The following is a 19,125-nucleotide window of genomic DNA, read 5'->3' as shown; positions in this document are numbered from 1 at the left end:
CGCACGCAGGTGCGGCCCGGTCTCAGGGTGCGGAGCGGACCCGGTCCCGACCGGCGGCCTTGGCCCGGTAGAGGGCCGAGTCCGCCCGCCCGAGCAGGTCCGGCACGGTCTCGTGGGCGTGGTGCTGGGCGACCCCGATGCTCACCGTGATCCCGCCGCCCGGAACCAGGTCGTGCCACGAGTGGTCCCGGACGGTGTCGCGGAGGCGTTCGCAGACCTCGGCCGCGGACAGGGCGTCGACGCCGTCGAGCAGCAGGACGAACTCTTCGCCCCCGTAGCGGGCCGCACGGTCGCTCGCTCGAAGCGTGCCGGTCAGGAGGGCGCCGATCCGGGCCAGGACCTGGTTACCGACCTGGTGCGACCAGCGGTCGTTGACGCGCTTGAAGTGGTCGACGTCGATGAGCGCGCAGGCGAACCGCTCCGCGCGAGAGGCGACCCAGTCCGCGAGCGCGGTGTCCAGCGCGCGGCGGTTCGCGAGACCTGTGAGAGCGTCGTGGGTGGCGTCGTGCTCGAGCCGGGCGTTGTGCTCCTCGAGAGCCGCCGCGCGGCGACGTTCGGCCGCGGCGCTCTGCTCGATCCGCTCGAGCTCGAGGCGCGAGCTGAGCAGGTCGGCGCGACGGTCCGCGGCGCGCTCGTGCTGCTGGGTGGTCGCGAGGTGCAGCTCGCGGAGCGTGCGCAGCGCCGCCGCGAGGTCGCCGCGACCCTCGTGCGCGTCCACGAGCGCAGCCAGCATCTCGAGGCGCTCGGCGGGGCGACCGATCGCCTCGCAGCGGTCGAGGCCGTCGCACAGCTCGAGGACCGCCTCGTCGAGCCGTCCCGAGCGCACCAGCCAGCGCCCACGGAAGCCGGCAAGGGCGATCTGCTGGCGCGACGTGGGGAAGCGCGCCAGCATCACGCGCGTGGCCTCGAGCGCCTCGCCCGCGGCCTCGAGGTCTCCGCCGACCATGTGGGCGCCGACGACGGCGAGCCGGGCGTCGATCGCGACGCGACCCATGCCGGTCGCATCGGCCTCGTCGACGGCCTGCCGCGCGATCTTCAGGGCGTGCCGGACGGCGCTCAGCGCGCCGCGGGGGTTCTCCTGCTGGAGCCGGCGGCTGGTGACCACGAACGTCATGGCCAGGTTGGTCAGCGCCATGGCCGCGTGGTCGGGGTCACCGGCTGCGAGCCACAGCCGGCGGGCCTGCGTGAGGACCTGGGCCGCCTGGGGTGCGAGCTGGGCCATGCCGGTGTAGACGGTGCCGAGGCTGTTCAGGACCGAAGCCGTGCCGGCGTCGTCCCCGGCGGCACGGCGCAGTGCGAGCGCCTGCGTCAACAGGTCGATCGCCGTGTCGAGGTCGCCGATCTCGTGGTGGACGAGGGCCCGGCAGACGGCCGCCCGCGACTGCCACACGAGGTCGCCGCGCTCGCGGGCGAGGGTCTCGGTGCGGGCCGCAGCGGCCAGTGCTGCCGCGTCGTCGGCGAGCACGTGATGGGCGTAGGCCGTTAGGCACGACAGCCGCATCTCGGCGTCCTCGTCGTCGAGGGCGCGGGCCAGCTCGAGCGCGCCGACCGACCGGGCGACGCACGCGTGCGGGTCGGTCTCGCTCAGCAGCTCGAGCTCGTCCACGAGCAGGTCCCAGTCCGGCGTGCCGGGACGGTCGATCGCGGCAGGTCGCTCGTCCACCGCCGAAATGGTCCTGGCCTCTCTCGTCCTCGTGCGCGCGACGGCATCGTCGCTGCTGCGTGATTCCCCCATCGGCGCGCGGGCGCCGGACGTGAGCACATCGCACCGCCGTGCACCGCCGCGCCCAGTCCGCATAGGGTCGGGCCCATGAGCACACCAGCCAGCACACCCACAGTCATCGGCGACCCGGGCACGGGGCTGCGAGCCGTCGTGACCGGCGCGTCGTCGGGCATCGGCGCGGCGACGGTGCGACGGCTGCGCGCCGACGGCTGGGCGGTCGTGGCGGTGGCGCGGCGCGCGGACCGGCTGGCGGCGCTCGCGGCCGAGACGGGTGCGGAGGCGATCGTTGCCGACCTGACGTCCGACGACGACGTCGCACGGCTGGCGCGCGAGGTCGTCGCGGGCGGACCGGTGCATGCGCTCGTCAACAACGCGGGCGGCGCCTTCGGCCAGGACCCCGTCGCGACCGGCTCGCTCGACCAGTGGCGTCAGATGTACGAGATCAACGTGCTCGGCACCCTGCGGGTCACCCAGGCACTGCTCCCGGCCCTGCGCGCGAGCGGCCGTGGCGACGTTCTGGTGCTCAGCTCGACCGCGGCGCACGACACGTACCCGGGGGGCGGTGGCTACGTCGCGGCGAAGCATGCGGAGCGTCAGATCGCGACGACGCTTCGCCTCGAGCTCGTCGGCGAGCCGGTGCGCGTCCTCGAGATCGCTCCGGGGATGGTCCGCACCGACGAGTTCAGCGTGACGAGGTTCGGCGGCGACCAGGCGCGGGCCGACGCCGTCTACGAGGGGGTCGTCGGTGGACCGCTGGTGGCCGAGGACGTCGCCGACGCGATCGCCTGGGTGCTGTCGCGGCCGCACCACGTCAACGTCGACCTGCTCGTGATCCGGCCGCGTGCCCAGGTGTCGAACACGATGGTCGCTCGCGCCTGACGCGCCGCCGGAGACGGTGGCGGCAGGGGTTCTCAGGCCTGCAGCGCGCGGGCCCATCCGCGCTCGGCCGGGTCGAAGCCCGCGTGCCCGAGGTACGTGCGCACCGGGGCCAGCTCGGGGCCCGCGACCACGCGGCCCGCGCCGCGGGCGGCGAACGGTCCGGCGGGGGAGTAGATGAAGGATCCTGCGGTGTAGTCGCGATACCCCGGGATGACGTAGTCGATGAGAAGTCGCCACGTGCCGCCCGGTGCGCTGTCGTCCGCTGTCGCGACGACGAGGCCGACCGTGACGTCGCCGTGCAGCACGAGGGCGCACAGCGTGTCTGCGGCGCTCACCGTCGCGAGCGCGGCGGGCAGGTCGCGCGCCACCGGGAAGAACTCCGCGACGTCGTCGCCGTGCTGCGTCAGGAAGCGGCGGACGAACGGGTCGTCAGGCCCGGCGCCGACCCAGTCGAACGCGCTGCCGCGGTTCCGCTGCCGGACGAGCGAGACGGCGAACCACCCGTTGATCAGGCACAGAGCGGCGTTCATCGCGACCATGGGCCACACGCCGATGATGGCGTTGAACGCCACCAGCGCGAGGGACGCCGCGAGGTTGAGCACGCGGAGCCGCAGCATGCGCGACTGCAGCACCGAGTAGACGAGCAGGGCGGATCCGGCCCATCCGAGGGCGTCGACGAGATTCACGTCGTGAGCCTAGCGAGCCGCGCGCAGCCAGCCGTCACGCGGCGACGCCGACCCGCCCGAGCACCTCGGCGACGAGCGCGTCGAGGTCGTCCACCACCGCGACCGCGCCTGCCTGGTCGAGCTCACCGTCGGCCGCGTACCCCCACGTGACGCCGATGCAGTCGAGGTCGTTCTCGGCCGCGCCCCGCACGTCGTGCGCACGGTCGCCGACCATGACGGCGCGGGCGCCGGGCGTCCCCGGCGCGAACCCCAGCCCTGCGAGCGCCTCGGCGATGACCATCGCCTTGGTCGAGGTGTGCTCGTCGAGCGGCGCCCCGTAGACGGCGTCGACCAGGTCGCTCAGCCCGAAGTGGTCGCAGATCGGGCGCGCGTAGACGACGGGCTTCGACGTGGCGACGACGAGCGTGCAGCCCGCCGCGCGCAGCCGGGCCAGGGCGTCCGGGACGCCGTCGAACACCGAGTTGTCGAACATGCCGCCGGCCTCGAAGACGGTCCGGTAGGCCCGCACCATCTCGCGGAGCCGTTCCGGGGGCACGCCGTGGCGGGGGAAGGAGTCCGTGATCGGCGGGCCGACGAACGAGCGCAGCGTCGGCGCGTCGGGCACCGGCAGACCGAGAGTCCGGTACGCCTCGGCAGCGGAGGACACGATGCCGGGCGCGGAGTCCATGAGCGTCCCGTCGAGGTCGAGCAGGACGAGGGCGGTGGGGGCGGCATTCACCCCATGATTGTGCCGTGCGGGGCTCACTACCCCGGACCAGGGGACCGCGACCGGGACGTGCGGGCACGGACGCGCCGGCGCTCGGCGCATACGCTGCGGGCATGGCGATGACCGAGGCGGCACCCGGACAGCGGCTCCCCGACGACCGCGAGATCCTCGACTGGGAGCTGTTCGGGCAGGCGACACGTGCTCTCGCCCGGGCCGTCGTCGCGTCGGGGTTCGAGCCGGACATCGTCGTGGCCGTGGCCCGCGGCGGGCTGCTGCCTGGCGGAGCGCTGTCGTACGCGCTCGGAACGAAGGCGGTCGGCACTCTCAACGTCGAGTTCTACACGGGCATCGACACCCGGCTCCCGGGGCCCGTCGTCCTCCCGCCGCTGCTCGACACCGACGCGTTCCACGGCCTGCGGGCACTCATCGTCGACGACGTCGCGGACACGGGGGAGACCTTGGCCCTCGTCCGCGAGCTCATGGCGTCGCACTGCGCCGAGGCGCGGACCGCCGTGCTCTACGCGAAGCCGCACTCCATCGTCACGCCCGACTACGTGTGGCGACGCACCGACCGGTGGATCACGTTCCCGTGGTCCGCGCTGCCGCCGGTCGACCGACCCGCGAGCGCAGCGGCTAGCATGAACGGCACAGGCGTCGACCCGGCCATCACCGGAGAGCCTCCGGAAGAACAGCTCTCCGCAGGGGGAGCCCAGTAGAACCGGACGGGCAGGCCCGTCACAGCCGTCAAGGAGCGGCCGTGCGCGCGGTACCGGGTCACCGGGACGGCGTTCGGCAAGCGGGGTGGTACCGCGGTGGTGGTCCGGTTCGAGCCGGGCGCCGTCGTCCTCGTGCAGGTGATGACGAGTGAACGACCGACCGACCCCTGGAGCCCGACCGATGGCCTATCCGCTGCACCGTGACAACGACGGCGTCCCCGCCAGCCCCGACCTGCCCGCCCTCGAGAACGAGGTGCTCGCGTACTGGGACACCGACCGCACGTTCCAGGCGTCGATCGACCAGCGCCCTGCGGGCGACGAGGGTGCGAACGAGTTCGTCTTCTATGACGGCCCCCCGTTCGCCAATGGTCTGCCGCACTACGGCCACCTGCTCACGGGCTACGCGAAGGACCTCGTCGGGCGCTACCAGACGCAGCGCGGCCGCCGGGTCGAGCGCCGCTTCGGCTGGGACACCCACGGGCTGCCGGCCGAGCTCGAGGCCGAGCGGATCCTCGGCATCACCGACAAGTCGCAGATCGACGAGATGGGCATCGCGGAGTTCAACGACGCCTGCCGCACGTCGGTCCTGCGGTACACGAAGGAGTGGGAGGAGTACGTCACGCGCCAGGCGCGCTGGGTGGACTTCGACCACGACTACAAGACGCTCGACCTGACCTACATGGAGTCGGTCATCTGGGCGTTCAAGCAGCTCTACGACAAGGGCCTCGCCTACGAGGGCTACCGCGTGCTGCCGTACTGCTGGCGCGACGAGACGCCGTTGTCGAACCACGAGCTGCGCATGGACGACGACGTGTACCAGTCGCGCCAGGACCCGGCCCTGACGGTCGGCGTGCGCCTGGAGACCGGCGAGCTCGCGCTGCTGTGGACGACGACGCCCTGGACGCTCCCGAGCAACCTCGCGCTCGCGGTCGGCCCGGAGATCGACTACGTCGTCGTCGTGCCCACCGAGGGCCTGCTGGCCGGGGAGCGCGTCGTGCTCGCGCAGTCGCGACTGGCCTCCTACGCCAAGGAGCTCGGCGAGGACCCCGCCGTCGTCGATCGGCTCATTGGTCGCGACCTGGCCGGGCGCTCGTACACGCCACCGTTCGGGTACTTCGCCGGTCGCCCGAACGCCCACCAGGTGCTCGTCGCGGACTTCGTGACGACCGAGGACGGCACGGGCATCGTGCACCTCGCGCCCGCGTTCGGCGAGGACGACATGGTGGTGTGCGACGCCGCCGGCATCACCCCGGTCGTGCCCATCAGCTCCAAGGGCCGGTTCACCAGCGAGGTCCCCGACTACGAGGCACTCCTCGTCTTCGACGCCAACGCGCCGATCATCGCCGACCTGAAGGCCGGCACCGGGCCGCTCGCGGCCGTCGACGCGGCGCACCGGGCCGTCGTCCTGCGCCACGAGACCTACCAGCACTCCTACCCGCACTGCTGGCGCTGCCGGAACCCCCTGATCTACAAGGCCGTGTCCAGCTGGTTCGTGCGCGTGACGCAGTTCCGGGACCGGATGGTCGAGCTCAACCAGGAGATCGCCTGGGTGCCCGAGCACATCCAGGACGGGCAGTTCGGCAAGTGGCTCGCCGGCGCGCGCGACTGGTCGATCTCGCGGAACCGCTACTGGGGCACGCCGATCCCCGTGTGGACGAGCGACGACCCGGCCTACCCGCGCACCGACGTGTACGGCTCGCTCGCCGAGCTCGAGGCCGACTTCGGGGTGCCGGTCACGGACCTGCACCGCCCGTTCATCGACGACCTGACGCGGCCGAACCCCGACGACCCGACCGGCCGGTCGACGATGCGCCGCATCCCGGACATCCTCGACGTGTGGTTCGACTCGGGCTCGATGCCGTACGCCCAGGTCCACTACCCGTTCGAGAACGTCGACTGGTTCACGAACCACTACCCGGGCGACTTCATCACGGAGTACATCGGGCAGACGCGCGGCTGGTTCTACCTGCTCCACGTGCTCGCCACGGCCCTCTTCGACCGGCCCGCGTTCCGCACGTCGGTGTCCCACGGCATCGTGCTCGGCTCGGACGGCCGCAAGATGAGCAAGTCCCTGCGCAACTACCCGGACGTGTACGAGGTCTTCGACCGCGACGGCTCGGACGCGATGCGCTGGTTCCTCATGGCGAGCCCGATCCTGCGCGGCGGCAACCTCGTCGTCACGGAGGAGGGCATCCGTTCGGAGGTGCGTCAGGTACTGCTCCCGCTGTGGAGCACGTGGTACTTCTTCGCGCTCTACGCGGGCGCCGCGAACGACGGCGAGGGTCTCGAGGCGCGGCGCGTGACCGCTGAGGACCACGCGGGTCTCGCGACCATGGACCGCTACCTGCTCGCCCGCACCCGGGACCTCGTCACGCGGGTCACCGCGCAGCTCGACGCGTACGACGTGCCGGGCGCGTGCGAGTCCGTCCGCGAGCACCTCGACGTCCTGACCAACTGGTACGTCCGGACGTCGCGCGAGCGGTTCTGGGCGGAGGAGGCCGGTGCCTTCAACACCCTGTGGACCGCGCTCGAGACCCTCACACGCCTCATGGCCCCGCTCGCCCCGCTGCTGTCCGAGGAGATCTGGCGCGGCCTCACGGGCGGTCGCAGCGTGCACCTCACCGACTGGCCCGACCTGACCCCGGGATCGCCGGACGACGCCGCGCTCGTGGCCGACGACGACCTCGTGGCTGCGGTCGACCGCACGCGCGAGATCGTCTCGGCGACGCTCGGGCTGCGCAAGGCGCACTCCCTGCGCGTGCGCCAGCCGCTGCGTGAGCTGCGCGTCGCGGTGACCGACCCGGCGCAGATCACGCCGTTCGTCGGCCTCGTCGCTGCCGAGCTCAACGTCAAGCGGGTCACGCTCCTGTCGCTCGAGGACGCCGCCGCGGGGGATGTCGGGGTGACGACGCAGCTGAGCGTCAACGCGCGCGCCGCCGGCCCGCGCCTCGGCCGGGGGGTCCAGGACGCCATCCGGGCCGCCAAGGCGGGGGACTGGTCGCAGGACGCGGACGGGGTCGTCGTGGTGCACACGCCCGGCGGGGACGTCCCCCTGGTGGCGGGGGAGTACGAGCTCGCGACGGTTGCCGAGGCAGCGAGCGGAGCGCCCGGCACGGTCGAGCTCGCGGCCGCGGTCCTGCCGTCGGGCGGGTTCGTCGTCCTGGACCTCGTGCTCGACGACGCGCTGCGCGCCGAGGGCTACGCGCGCGACGCCGTGCGCGTCGTGCAGGACGCCCGCAAGGCCGCCGGCCTTCAGGTCAGCGACCGGATCCGCCTCACGCTCGAGGTGCCGAGTGCCGAGGTCGAGGCGGTCCGCACCCACCAGGAGTTCATCGCGACCGAGACGCTCGCGACCGACGTCGTCATCACGGCCTCGGACGCCCGCGAGCTCGCCGTTCGAGTGGAGAAGGCATGAACGCGTCAGTCCGGGACAGCGGTGCGGAGAACGTCCGCCGCGAGGCAGCACGCGCCGCGCGGTCGGCCGCCGACGAGGTGTACGCCGCGATCCTCGAGCGCGCGCCCGAGAACGACATCGACCCGACGCTGGACCGCGTGCTCGCCGTGTGCGAGCTGCTCGGCGACCCGCAGCGCGCCTTCCGGGTCGTGCACCTCACGGGCACGAACGGCAAGACGTCGACGTCCCGCATGGTCGAGCGCCTGCTGCGCGAGCACGGGCTCCGCACGGGACGGTTCACGAGCCCGCACCTGACGCGGGTGACCGAGCGGATCGCGATCGACGGCGAACCGATCAGCGACGAGCGGTTCGTCGAGGTGTGGCAGGACGTCGCGCCGTACGTGCACATGGTCGACGTCCGCTCGCTCGAGCAGGGTGGGTCCCGGCTGAGCTTCTTCGAGGTCTTCACCGTGATGGCCTTCGCGGCGTTCGCGGACGCGCCCGTCGAGGTCGCGGTGCTCGAGGTCGGCATGGGCGGTCGCTGGGACGCGACGAACGTGGCCGACGGCGACGTCGCGGTGATCCTGCCGATCGCGCTGGACCACGAGCGCTACCTCGGGCACACGCTCGTGGAGATCGCCGGCGAGAAGGCCGGGATCATCAAGGACGGTGCGACGGTGGTGCTCGCGCCGCAGCACGACGACGTCGAGGGCGTGCTGCTCCAGGTCGCCGCCGAGCACGGGGCCCGCGTCGTGCGTGACGGCGTGGACCTCGCGGTCGTCGACCGGCAGATCGCGGTCGGCGGTCAGCTGCTGACGCTGCGGGGCATGGGCGGGGTGTACACCGACGTGTTCCTGCCCCTGTACGGCGAGCACCAGGCGCACAACGCGCTCGCGGCGCTCGCTGCGGTCGAGGCGCTCGTGAACGGTGGCGCGGCGCTCGACGGCGACGTCATGGGGGCGGCCTTCGCGGACGTCGACTCCCCGGGTCGGCTCGAGGTCGTCCGGACGAGCCCGACCGTGCTGGTCGACGCGGCGCACAACCCGGCCGGCGTCGCGGCGCTCGTCGAGGCCGTCGAGGAGGCGTTCGAGTTCACGCGGCTCGTCGGCGTCGTCGGCGTCCTGAACGACAAGGACCCGGAGAACATCCTCGCGGGGCTCGAGCCGCTGCTGGCCGAGGTCGTCATCACCCACGTGTCGAGCCCGCGCTCGATGGACGTCCACGACCTCGCCGAGATCGCGATCGACGTCTTCGGCGAGGACCGCGTGCACGTCGAGGAGCGGCTCGATGCCGCGATCGACCTCGCGGTCGCGCGGGCCGAGAGCGAGGAGGACTACGGCTCTGGCGTGCTCGTGACGGGGTCGGTCGTGCTCGTGGCCGAGGCGCGGATCCTGCTCGGCAGGCCGTGAGCTCGAGGCGGCCTGCCTGCACGAACGTGCAGACCCGCCGCACGACTTCCCCTTGACGGCCACCAGACCCCCGCGAAGGTGAGGACAGCGCTGATGCCCCGCTGCGCCACCTCGACCCGGCAGGTTCCGGCCGGGGCACCGAAGGCCCCGGCCGCCGGTGCGGACGGGAGTCCGTCATGAAGAAGCTCATCAACGACCCGCAGACCGTGGTCTCCGAGTCGGTCGAGGGATTCGGCCTGGCGCACGCCGACGTCGTCGCCGTGCACCTCGACCCCACGTACGTCGCCCGTGCCGGCGGGGCGACGCCGGGCAAGGTCGGCCTGGTCAGCGGCGGAGGCAGCGGGCACGAGCCGCTGCACGCCGGGTTCGTCGGTGTCGGGATGCTGGACGCCGCGGTCCCGGGCGCGGTCTTCACCTCGCCCACCCCCGACCAGATCGCGCCCGCGTTCGCCGCGGCCGACGGCGGTGCGGGTGTGCTGGCGATCGTGAAGAACTACACCGGCGACGTGCTGAACTTCGAGACAGCGGCCGAGCTTGCGGAGGCCGATGGTGTGACCGTGCGATCCGTGATCGTCAACGACGACGTCGCGGTCGAGGACTCGCTCTACACGGCCGGTCGGCGCGGGGTGGCCGGGACGGTCGCGGTGGAGAAGATCGCGGGCGCGGCGGCCGAGCGCGGCGACGACCTCGATGCGGTCGCCGCGATCGCCGAACGGGTCATCGCAGGCGTCCGGACGATGGGCGTCGCCCTGACGGCCTGCACGGTCCCGCATGCCGGCAAGCCGAGCTTCGACCTCCCCGAGGACGAGATCGAGATCGGCATCGGCATCCACGGTGAGCCGGGACGCCGGCGGATCCCGCTCGCGAGCGCCGACGAGATCACCGAGCTCCTCCTGACCCCCGTCGCCGACGACCTCGCGCTGGCGGGCGGCGAGAAGGTGCTGCTGCTCGTCAACGGGATGGGCGGTACGCCCGCCTCGGAGCTCTACGTCGTCTATCGTCAGGCTCGCCGGTTGCTCGAGGCGCGCGGGGTCGAGGTAACCCGGTCGCTCGTCGGCAACTATGTGACATCACTGGAGATGCAGGGCGTCTCGGTGACCGTTCTCCGGCTGGACGACGAGCTGACCGCCCTGTGGGACGCGCCGGTGCACACGGCCGCGCTGCGCTGGTAGCGGCGGTCGGTGCGGCGGCGCAGGGCGGAGCGTGGTCATGATGGTCGACGTCACCTGGGCGACCGAGTGGGTCAGGGGTTCGGCTCGCACGGTGTTCGAGCACCGGGACGAGCTCATCGAGCTCGACCGGCAGATCGGTGACGGTGACCACGGCGAGAACCTCGCGCGCGGCTTCACCGCGGTGCTGGCCCGGCTCGACGCGCTCGAGGCGGCACCGGCGGACATCGGTGAGGTGCTGCGGCTCGTCGCGACGACCCTCATGTCGACGGTCGGCGGTGCCGCCGGTCCGCTCTACGGGACGGCCTACCTGCGGGCAGCCAAGGTGACGGGGCTGTCCGAGCTCGACAGCGCGGGGGTCGTCGCGATGCTCGAGGCAGGGCTCGAGGGCATCGTCGTGCGCGGCAAGGCGTCGCCGGGGGAGAAGACGATGGTCGACGCGTGGACCCCGGCGGTCGCCGCCGCCGTCGCGGCCGCGACGGCGGGGGTGGAGCCCGCCGGCGTGCTCGCGGCTGCCGCCGAGGCCGCCGAGGCCGGTGCCGTGGCGACCATCCCGCTGCTGGCGACGAAGGGCCGTGCCAGCTACCTCGGCGAGCGGTCGATCGGCCATCAGGACCCGGGCGCCACGTCGAGCGCGCTGATCCTGCGGGAGGCGGCGATCGCTGCGGCTGGTCGCGACGGGTGAGCACGTCGGCCCCGCCCCAGGTGAGCGTGGCGCTCGTGCTGGTGTCGCACTCCCGTGCGCTCGCCGAGGGCGCCGTCGAGCTCGCCGCCCAGATGGCACCCCGCGTGACGCTTCTGGCTGCGGGGGGCGACGGGTCGGGGGGTCTCGGCACGAGCTTCGAGGCTGTCGAGAGCGCCGTCACCGCCGCCACGGCGGACGGTCGCAGCGCGGTCGTGCTCACTGACCTCGGGTCGGCCGTCCTGACCACGGAGTCGGTGCTCGACCTGCTCGACGACGACGTCGCGGCGCGGGTCCGGATCGCCGACGCGCCGTTCGTCGAGGGTGCCGTCGCTGCGGCCGTGACCGCCGACGGCGGGGCCGACCTGGCCGGGGTGCTGGCGGCGGCCGAGAGCGCCGGGGCGACGTTCGCGAGGTCGGCCTCGGTCGCCGGGGCCGACGATGCTCGCGCCGTCGAGGCTCCCGCCGCGGGCGACGGGCTCGTCCGGAAGGTGACGCTACGCAACCGCCTCGGCCTGCATGCCCGGCCCGCGGCGATCCTCGCGCGGCTCATGGCGGGCTTCGACGCGGTCGTGGTGGTCGACGGGGTGAATGCGGCGAGCGTGCTCGAGCTGATGACACTGGGAGCGGCGGGCGGGCGCGAGCTGGACGTCCGGGTGAGCGGGCCGCAGCGCGCCGAGGCGCTCGCCGCACTCGTCGAGGCGGTCGAGGGCGGCTTCGGCGAGGTGTGACCCTCGTCTCACGATGTGCAGTGGGTGCAACTTTGCACCGCATGTAATATTGCGTTCATGCAAGCTGAGAGGGTGCTGACTGCCGCCGCCCCGCCCGCGGGGATTGGGCTGCGCGAACGCAAGAAGTTCGCCCGCCGCGAGGCGCTGATCGACGCGACCCATCGCCTCGTCGCCGAGCGCGGTCTCGACGCCGTCACCGTCGATGCCATCTGCGCCGAGGTCGGCGTCTCGTCGCGCACGTTCTTCAACTACTTCGAGACCAAGGACGACGCCGTGCTCGGCATCGGCCCGTGGACGCTCGACCCGGCGGTCGCCGACACGTTCGCGGCCGGTGGGCCGACCGGCAACCTGTCCGCGGACCTGCTCGTGGTCGTCACGGAGCTGCTCGACAAGCCCGCGTTCGGCAAGGAGCGCATCGCCGCCGCGTTCGAGCTCGCCCGCAAGGAACCGCGGCTCCTCGTGCGGCACCTGACCTGGATGGAGCAGCACCGTCACGACATCGACGCGCTCGTCACGCGCCGGCTGGCCGTGACGGGTGAGACCGGCGGCGACCTCGTCGGCATGCTGCTCATGGTCCTGACCCACATGACGTACGTGCGCTGGGAGGCCGCCGGCGGTTCGGGTGACGCTCGCACGCACCTGTCCGACGTCGTCGGCGACCTGCGGTCCCTTCTTGGCGCGCCCTGACGCGTGCCCTACCTCGGCCCTTCCCGTACCGACCCACCGACCTCCAAGAACGAGGACCTCATGGCTACCGCTGTCTCCGCACAGCCCGGCATCGCGAGCGACAAGCCACCTGTCGTGCTGACCAAGCGCACCGTCTGGCTCATCTTCGGCGCCCTCATGGCGAGCATGTTCATGTCGTCGCTCGACCAGTCGATCGTGGGCACCGCGCTGCCGACGATCGTCGGTGACCTCAACGGGGTCGCCCACCAGGGCTGGGTCGTGACCGCCTACATCATGGCGATCGCGATCGTCATGCCGCTCTACGGCAAGTTCGGCGACCTGTGGGGTCGGCGCTGGCCGTTCCTCGTCGCGATCGGGCTCTTCACTCTCGCGTCCGTCGGGGCCGGCTTCGCGAACACGCTCGGCGAGCTCGTGCTCTGGCGGGGCATCCAGGGCCTCGGCGGTGGCGGGCTCATGATCCTCAGCCAGGCGATCATCGCCGACATCGTGTCGGCGAAGGAGCGCGGCAAGTACATGGGTCCGATGGGTGCGCTGTTCGGCATCTCGTCGGTCATCGGGCCGCTGCTCGGCGGCGCGTTCACCGAGCACGCGAACTGGCGCTGGTGCTTCTGGATCAACATCCCGATCGGCATCGCGGCGTTCGCCGTCGCGTGGTTCACGCTCAAGCTCCCCAGCCACCGCTCGGGCAAGAAGATCGACGTCGCCGGCATCGTGCTCCTCGTCGTCGCGACGTCGGGCCTCATCCTGACGACCAGCTGGCAGTCCATCAGCGGCACCCGCGCGTACGACTGGACTGACGGACGCCTCGTCGGGCTCGTGGTGGGGACCGTCGTCGCCGCGGTGGCCTTCGTGCTCGTCGAGCAGCGCGCCGCCGAGCCGCTCCTGCCGCTGCACCTGTTCAAGAACCCGACCTTCGCCATCGCGACGTCGGTCGGCCTGATCATCGGCATGGGCATGTTCGCGGCGCTGGCGTTCCTGCCGACGTTCCTGCAGATGTCGACCGGCGCGAGCGTGACCGGGTCGGGCTTCCTCATGCTGCCGATGATGGCCGGCGTCATGCTCACCGCGATCGGCTCGGGCATCGCGATCACGAAGACGGGCCGCTACCGGATGTACCCGATCGTCGGCATGGCGCTCGCCACCGGAGGCCTCATGTGGCTCACGCAGCTGCGGGGCGGCATGTCGATGGTGCTGTTCAGCGCGATGATCTTCGTGCTGGGTCTCGGGCTCGGCCTCGTGATGCAGACGATCGTGCTCGCGGTGCAGAACTCGGTCGACCCGCACGAGATCGGCACGGCGACGAGCGCGAACAACTTCTTCCGCGAGATCGGCGCGGCCGTCGGGGTGGCACTGTTCTCGACGATCTTCACCGGGCGCCTCACCGACCGCCTCACCGACGTGTTCGCGAGCGTGCCCGGTGCCGCGAGCGGTGCGGGGTCGGGTGGCGCCTCGCTCACCCCGGCCATCGTCGCGGCGATGCCGGAGCCCCTGCACTCCGGGGTCATCGGCGCCTATGCGGACGCGCTCGCGCCGGCGTTCTGGTACCTCGTGCCGCTCGTCGCGATCGCCTTCGTGCTGACGCTGTTCCTGCGTGAGGTCAAGCTCTCCGACGTGGCCGGCATGGTCGCGCGCGGCGAGGCGGTCGCGGACCACGGACGGCTCGTCGAGGGTGTCGTGGCGGGCGTCGCCGTGCCGGCCGACGGGTCCGGCGGGTCCGCCTCGCGGCCGTCGGACGAGCAGGACGCCGGTAGCCTGACGCGATGACGACCCCCGCGCCGGCCGTGCGCCGCAAGCGACCCGCGCGGCCCCAGTTCGCCTCCTCGGTCCTCCTGCTCGAGGCGGTCCTGGTGCTGTTCGCGACGCTCACGGCGTACGGCCTGGCGACGGCGAAGCAGACGGAGTTCTCCGCCGGCACGGCCTGGCTGGTCGGTGGCGCGCTCATGGTCCTGCTCGCGGTGCTGTCCCGGACGGTGACGCGGCCCGGCGGCTACGTGGCCGGGTCGGTGGCGCAGGCTCTCGTGCTCGCGGCCGGCGTGGTCATGCCGATGATGGCCGTGGTGGGCGCCGTGTTCGTGATCATGTGGGTCGTCGCGCTGCGGCTCGGTGGGCGCATCGACCGCGAGCGCGCCGAGTGGGATGCCGCCCATCCCGGTCAGGTCAGCGCGTGAGGTCGTGGCCGCTCGGCCGCTAGGGTGACCGCCATGACCGATGCACCGAAGACCGAGCGCACCCTTGTCCTCGTCAAGCCGGACGCCGTCCGTCGCGGGCTCACCGGCGAGGTGCTGCGCCGCGTGGAGGCCAAGGGCTACACGCTCGTCGCGGCCGAGCTGCGCACCGCCGACGACGCGCTCCTCGCCGAGCACTACGCCGAGCACGCGGGCAAGGGCTTCTTCGCGCCGCTCGTCGAGTTCATGGGCTCGGGCCCGGTGCTCGCCGTGGTGGTCGAGGGTCACCGGGTGATCGAGGGCTTCCGGGTCCTGGCCGGCACGACCGAGCCGACGACTGCTGCCCCCGGCACGATCCGAGGCGACCTCGGCCGGGACTGGGGACTGTCCGTGACCCAGAACCTCGTCCACGGCTCGGACTCCGCGGAGTCGGCCGCCCGGGAGATCGCCCTCTGGTTCCCGTCCCTCTGAGAGCTCCGCGACTCCGGCGCGGCCGGGCGCCTGCACCGGGACGCTCCGGGCATTTCGCCCGCGGCGCCGATCGGCTCGGTCGCGCCCTCCGCGGACGGCACCCGCCGAGCACCTAGGGTTGGGGAGTGCACCTCAAGACCCTGACCCTGCGCGGGTTCAAGTCGTTCGCCTCGGCGACGACGCTGCACTTCGAACCCGGCGTCACGTGCGTGGTCGGCCCGAACGGCTCGGGCAAGTCCAACGTCGTCGACGCGCTCGCGTGGGTCATGGGCGAGCAGGGCGCCAAGTCGCTCCGCGGCGGCAAGATGGAAGACGTCATCTTCGCCGGCACCGCGGGCCGCGCACCCCTGGGTCGCGCCGAGGTCTCCCTCACGATCGACAACACCGACGGCGCCCTGCCGATCGAGTACACCGAGGTCACGATCTCGAGGACCCTGTTCCGCAGCGGCGGGTCCGAGTACGCGATCAACGGCCAGGGCTGCCGCCTCCTCGACATCCAGGACCTGCTGTCCGACTCGGGCCTCGGCCGCGAGATGCACGTCATCGTCGGCCAGGGTCAGCTCGACGCGGTGCTGCGTGCGACGCCCGAGGAGCGCCGCGGCTTCATCGAGGAGGCCGCGGGCGTCCTCAAGCACCGCAAGCGCAAGGACAAGGCGCTGCGCAAGCTCGAGGCGATGCAGGCGAACCTGCTGCGGCTCGGCGACCTCACCGCCGAGATCCGGCGTCAGCTCGGGCCGCTCGGCCGGCAGGCGCAGGTGGCGCGCAAGGCCCAGGTCGTCCAGACCGACCTCCGCGACGCGCGCGCCCGACTCCTCGCTGACGACCTGGCCCAGCTGTCGGCGACGCTCGAGCAGGAGATCGCCGACGAGTCGGCGGTACTCGTGCGGCGCGCCGAGGTCGAGGCGACGCTCACGGACTCGCGCGGACGACTCGCGGCCCTCGAGCGTGAGGCCGCCGAGGCGGCGCCGGCGCTCAGCGAGGCGAGCGAGATCTGGTACCGGCTGTCGTCGCTGCGCGAGCGGCTGCGTGGGACCGCGACGCTGGCCGGCGAGCGCGTCCGCCTGCTCGGCACCGCGGCTCCCGAACGCAGCGGTGGCTCGGACCCGGCCGACCTCGCCGCGCAGGCCGAGCGGGTGCGCGCGGCGGAGGCCGAGCTGGCCGCGGAGGTCGAGATCGCACGTGCGGCGCTCGAGGGCGCCGTGGTCCTGCGCCAGGAGTCGGAGCAGGCCGCCGCCGCCGCCGAGAAGCAGCTCGCGACCGCGCTGCGCTCCGCGGCCGACCGCCGGGAGGGCGTGGCCCGGCTCGCCGGCCAGGTCGGCGCGCGCCGGAGCCGGCTCGAGGCCACCGAGGCCGAGATCGGTCGGCTGCGCGAGTCGCTCGCGGCGGCCGAACGCCGCGGCCAGGACGCGACCACCGAGTTCGCGGCGCTCGAGACGCAGGTCGCGGGGGTCGAGGAGGGCGAGGAAGGTCTCGACGCGGAGCACGAGCAGGCAGCCGACGCGGTCGAGCAGGCGTCCGCGCAGCTCACCGCGATCAAGGCCGCACTCGCGACGGCCGAGCAGGACCGCGCAGCGCTCGCGTCCCGGATCGAGACCCTCGAGCTGAGCCTGACGCGCAAGGACGGCGCAGGCGCGCTGCTCGCCGCCGACGGGCTGCCCGGCACGATCGGCTCGCTCGCCGCCCTGCTCAGCGTCACACCGCGCGACGAGGACGCGATCGTCGCGGCGCTCGGGCTGCATGCTGACGCGGTCGCGGTCGACTCGGTCGATGCCGCCGTCGATGCGATCCGGCGGCTGCGCACGGACGACTCGGGGCGCGCGAGCCTGGTCATCGCCGGGGCCGGCACGGCTGACGAGGGCGTGGCAGGCGTGCTGGTCGTGCCCCCCGGGGCGGATCGTGCGATCGACCTCGTGCAGGCTCCACCGGCGGTACGGCCGGCCGTCGAGGCGCTGCTGCGCGACGTCGTCGTCGTCGATGACCTCGCGACGGCCCGTGCGCTCGTGGTGGACCGGCCCGAGCTCACCGTCGTCACGCGCACGGGTGACGTGCTCGCCCGGCGGCGGGCCTCGGGAGGTTCCGCGACCGCGCCGAGCGCGCTGCACCTGCAGTCCGCGCTCGACGCCGCGCGCGCCGACGCCGCCGACGCGGCGGCTCGCGCCGAGCGCGCGAGGTTCGAGCTCCCCGGTGCCCAGGCGGCCGAGGCTGCCGCCCGCGGGCGGTACGAGGACACGCTCGACCGGCTCAACCAGTCCGACGCCGCCCTGGCCGCCGTGGCCGAGCAGCTCGGGCACCTCGGCGCGACGGCGCGGGCAGCCCGGGCCGAGGCGGAGCGCGTGCAGGCCTCGCTCGACGCCGCGACGGCGACGCTCGCGGCCGGTGCGGACGAGCTCGCGGAGCTGACCGAACGGCTCGCCGCCGCCGAGTCGGAGCCGGCCGAGACCGAGGCAGCCATCGCGGGCGGTGGACTCGAGCGTGACCGCCTCGCCGAGCTGGCCGCTGCCGCGCGTGCCCGGGAGACAGAGGCCCGGCTGACCCTGCGCACGAGCGAGGAACGCGCCCGGGCTCTGGCAGGGCGCGCGGAGTCGCTCGAACGTGCCGCGCGGGCCGAGCAGGTGGCGCGCGAGCGCGCGGCGCAGCGGGAGCGAGCGCGGGTCCGCCAGGCCGTCCTCGCGGCAGCGGTGCGCGAGGGCGCGAACCGTTCGTTGGCGGCCCTCGAGGACTCGCTGCGACTGGCTGCGTCGGAGCGCGAGGCTGCCGAGGCAGCACGGACCGAGCGGGAGGGCACGCTCCAGCGCGTGCGCGCCGAGGTCGAGACCCGGGCGCGCGAGCTGGCCGAGCTGACGGACGTCGCGCACCGCGACGAGGTCGCGCGGGCGCAGCAGCTCCTGCGCATCGAGCAGCTCCAGACCCGGGCCATCGACGACCTCGGCCTCGACCTCACGGTGCTGCTGGAGGAGTTCGGTCCGCACCGCTCGGTGCCCGTCGTGCACCTGCCGGACGCCGACGTGGACCCCGACGCGCCGACCGAGGTCCCGTACGTGCGCGAGCAGCAGGAGAAGCGGCTGCGGTCCGCCGAGCGGGCGCTGTCACTGCTCGGCCGGGTCAACCCGCTCGCGCTCGAGGAGTTCGCGGCGCTCGAGGAGCGGCACAAGTTCCTCGTCGACCAGCTGGCCGACCTCAAGAAGACACGGACCGACCTGCTCGAGATCGTCCGGGAGATCGACGAGCGGGTCGAGCAGGTCTTCGCGGACGCCTACCGTGACACCGCCGCGGCCTTCGACGTCGTCTTCCCCCGGCTGTTCCCCGGCGGCGAGGGCAGGCTCGTCCTCACGGATCCTGACAACATGCTGACGACCGGCATCGAGGTCGAGGCGCGGCCGGCCGGCAAGAAGGTCAAGCGGCTCTCGCTGCTCTCGGGCGGTGAGCGCTCGCTCACGGCCGTCGCCCTGCTGGTCGCGATCTTCAAGGCGCGGCCGAGCCCGTTCTACGTCATGGACGAGGTCGAGGCGGCGCTCGACGACGCCAACCTGGGGCGGCTCCTCGAGCTGTTCAAGGAGCTTCAAGAGGACTCCCAGCTGATCGTCGTGACGCACCAGAAGCGCACGATGGAGATTGCCGACGCGCTCTACGGCGTCACGATGCGCGGCGACGGGGTCACGACGGTCATCAGCCAGCGGATGCGCGAGGACGTCTCCGCCTGACTCCTG

General features: G+C 73.0%; 15 protein-coding genes. 12 read left to right on the top strand and 3 right to left on the bottom strand.

Features of this window, described 5'->3' with window-relative positions; all coding sequences use genetic code 11:
• Positions 1-22: 22 nt before the first annotated feature.
• Entirely contained in the window at positions 23-1,663 is a 1,641-nt protein-coding gene (locus DDP54_RS01355; protein WP_109130242.1) for a tetratricopeptide repeat-containing diguanylate cyclase, read from the bottom strand.
• Between the two features lie 147 nt (positions 1,664-1,810).
• Between DDP54_RS01355 and DDP54_RS01350 the strand changes: the two genes are divergently transcribed.
• Positions 1,811-2,602 (top strand): SDR family oxidoreductase, encoded by a 792-nt coding sequence (locus DDP54_RS01350; RefSeq protein ID WP_109130241.1) that lies wholly within the window; start codon positions 1,811-1,813, stop codon positions 2,600-2,602.
• Positions 2,603-2,634: 32 nt separating this feature from the next.
• Here DDP54_RS01350 and DDP54_RS01345 read toward each other — a convergent pair whose 3' ends face one another.
• Together DDP54_RS01345 and DDP54_RS01340 are read right to left on the bottom strand one after the other, a co-directional pair.
• The gene (locus DDP54_RS01345) at positions 2,635-3,288 is read right to left on the bottom strand and encodes a hypothetical protein (RefSeq protein ID WP_109130240.1); all 654 of its coding nucleotides are present in this window, start codon (positions 3,286-3,288) and stop codon (positions 2,635-2,637) included.
• A gap of 34 nt (positions 3,289-3,322) precedes the next feature.
• The gene (locus tag DDP54_RS01340; protein ID WP_109130239.1) at positions 3,323-4,006 is read right to left on the bottom strand and encodes an HAD hydrolase-like protein; all 684 of its coding nucleotides are present in this window, start codon (positions 4,004-4,006) and stop codon (positions 3,323-3,325) included.
• A gap of 101 nt (positions 4,007-4,107) precedes the next feature.
• Here DDP54_RS01340 and DDP54_RS01335 point away from each other — a divergent pair, with 101 nt between their 5' ends.
• From DDP54_RS01335 to smc, 11 genes are all read left to right on the top strand, one after another.
• Entirely contained in the window at positions 4,108-4,710 is a 603-nt protein-coding gene (locus DDP54_RS01335) for a phosphoribosyltransferase (RefSeq protein ID WP_109130238.1), read from the top strand.
• Positions 4,711-4,891: 181 nt separating this feature from the next.
• Positions 4,892-8,125 (top strand): isoleucine--tRNA ligase, encoded by a 3,234-nt coding sequence (gene ileS / locus DDP54_RS01330; protein WP_109130237.1) that lies wholly within the window; start codon positions 4,892-4,894, stop codon positions 8,123-8,125.
• A complete protein-coding gene (locus DDP54_RS01325; protein ID WP_109130236.1) occupies positions 8,122-9,513 on the top strand; it encodes a folylpolyglutamate synthase/dihydrofolate synthase family protein in 1,392 nt (463 codons plus the stop codon). The genes ileS and DDP54_RS01325 overlap by 4 nt, the downstream gene beginning before the upstream one ends.
• A 176-nt stretch (positions 9,514-9,689) precedes the next feature.
• Positions 9,690-10,685 (top strand): dihydroxyacetone kinase subunit DhaK, encoded by a 996-nt coding sequence (dhaK, locus tag DDP54_RS01320; protein ID WP_109130235.1) that lies wholly within the window; start codon positions 9,690-9,692, stop codon positions 10,683-10,685.
• Between the two features lie 37 nt (positions 10,686-10,722).
• The gene (dhaL, locus tag DDP54_RS01315) at positions 10,723-11,367 is read left to right on the top strand and encodes a dihydroxyacetone kinase subunit DhaL (protein ID WP_109132247.1); all 645 of its coding nucleotides are present in this window, start codon (positions 10,723-10,725) and stop codon (positions 11,365-11,367) included.
• The gene (gene dhaM, locus DDP54_RS01310) at positions 11,364-12,095 is read left to right on the top strand and encodes a dihydroxyacetone kinase phosphoryl donor subunit DhaM (RefSeq protein WP_242448152.1); all 732 of its coding nucleotides are present in this window, start codon (positions 11,364-11,366) and stop codon (positions 12,093-12,095) included. Before dhaL ends, dhaM begins: the two co-directional genes overlap by 4 nt.
• A 57-nt stretch (positions 12,096-12,152) precedes the next feature.
• Positions 12,153-12,782, top strand: coding sequence for a TetR/AcrR family transcriptional regulator (locus DDP54_RS01305; RefSeq protein WP_109130234.1), 630 nt, complete (start codon positions 12,153-12,155; stop codon positions 12,780-12,782).
• A 60-nt stretch (positions 12,783-12,842) separates the two neighbouring features.
• Positions 12,843-14,546 (top strand): MDR family MFS transporter, encoded by a 1,704-nt coding sequence (locus tag DDP54_RS01300; RefSeq protein ID WP_109130233.1) that lies wholly within the window; start codon positions 12,843-12,845, stop codon positions 14,544-14,546.
• On the top strand, positions 14,543-14,950 hold the full coding sequence (locus tag DDP54_RS01295; RefSeq protein WP_109130232.1) for a DUF4233 domain-containing protein: 408 nt from the start codon (positions 14,543-14,545) through the stop codon (positions 14,948-14,950). The genes DDP54_RS01300 and DDP54_RS01295 overlap by 4 nt, the downstream gene beginning before the upstream one ends.
• Before the next feature lie 33 nt (positions 14,951-14,983).
• Entirely contained in the window at positions 14,984-15,418 is a 435-nt protein-coding gene (gene ndk / locus DDP54_RS01290) for a nucleoside-diphosphate kinase (RefSeq protein WP_109132245.1), read from the top strand.
• Between the two features lie 125 nt (positions 15,419-15,543).
• Complete coding sequence (smc, locus tag DDP54_RS01285; protein WP_109130231.1) at positions 15,544-19,119, top strand: chromosome segregation protein SMC; 3,576 nt, start codon at positions 15,544-15,546, stop codon at positions 19,117-19,119.
• Positions 19,120-19,125 lie beyond the last annotated feature (6 nt).

The organism is Cellulomonas sp. WB94, assembly GCF_003115775.1.
GTDB lineage: Bacteria > Actinomycetota > Actinomycetes > Actinomycetales > Cellulomonadaceae > Cellulomonas_A.
The sequence above is the reverse complement of the archived record's forward strand: the minus strand, read 5'-3'. Positions and strand labels throughout refer to the sequence as shown.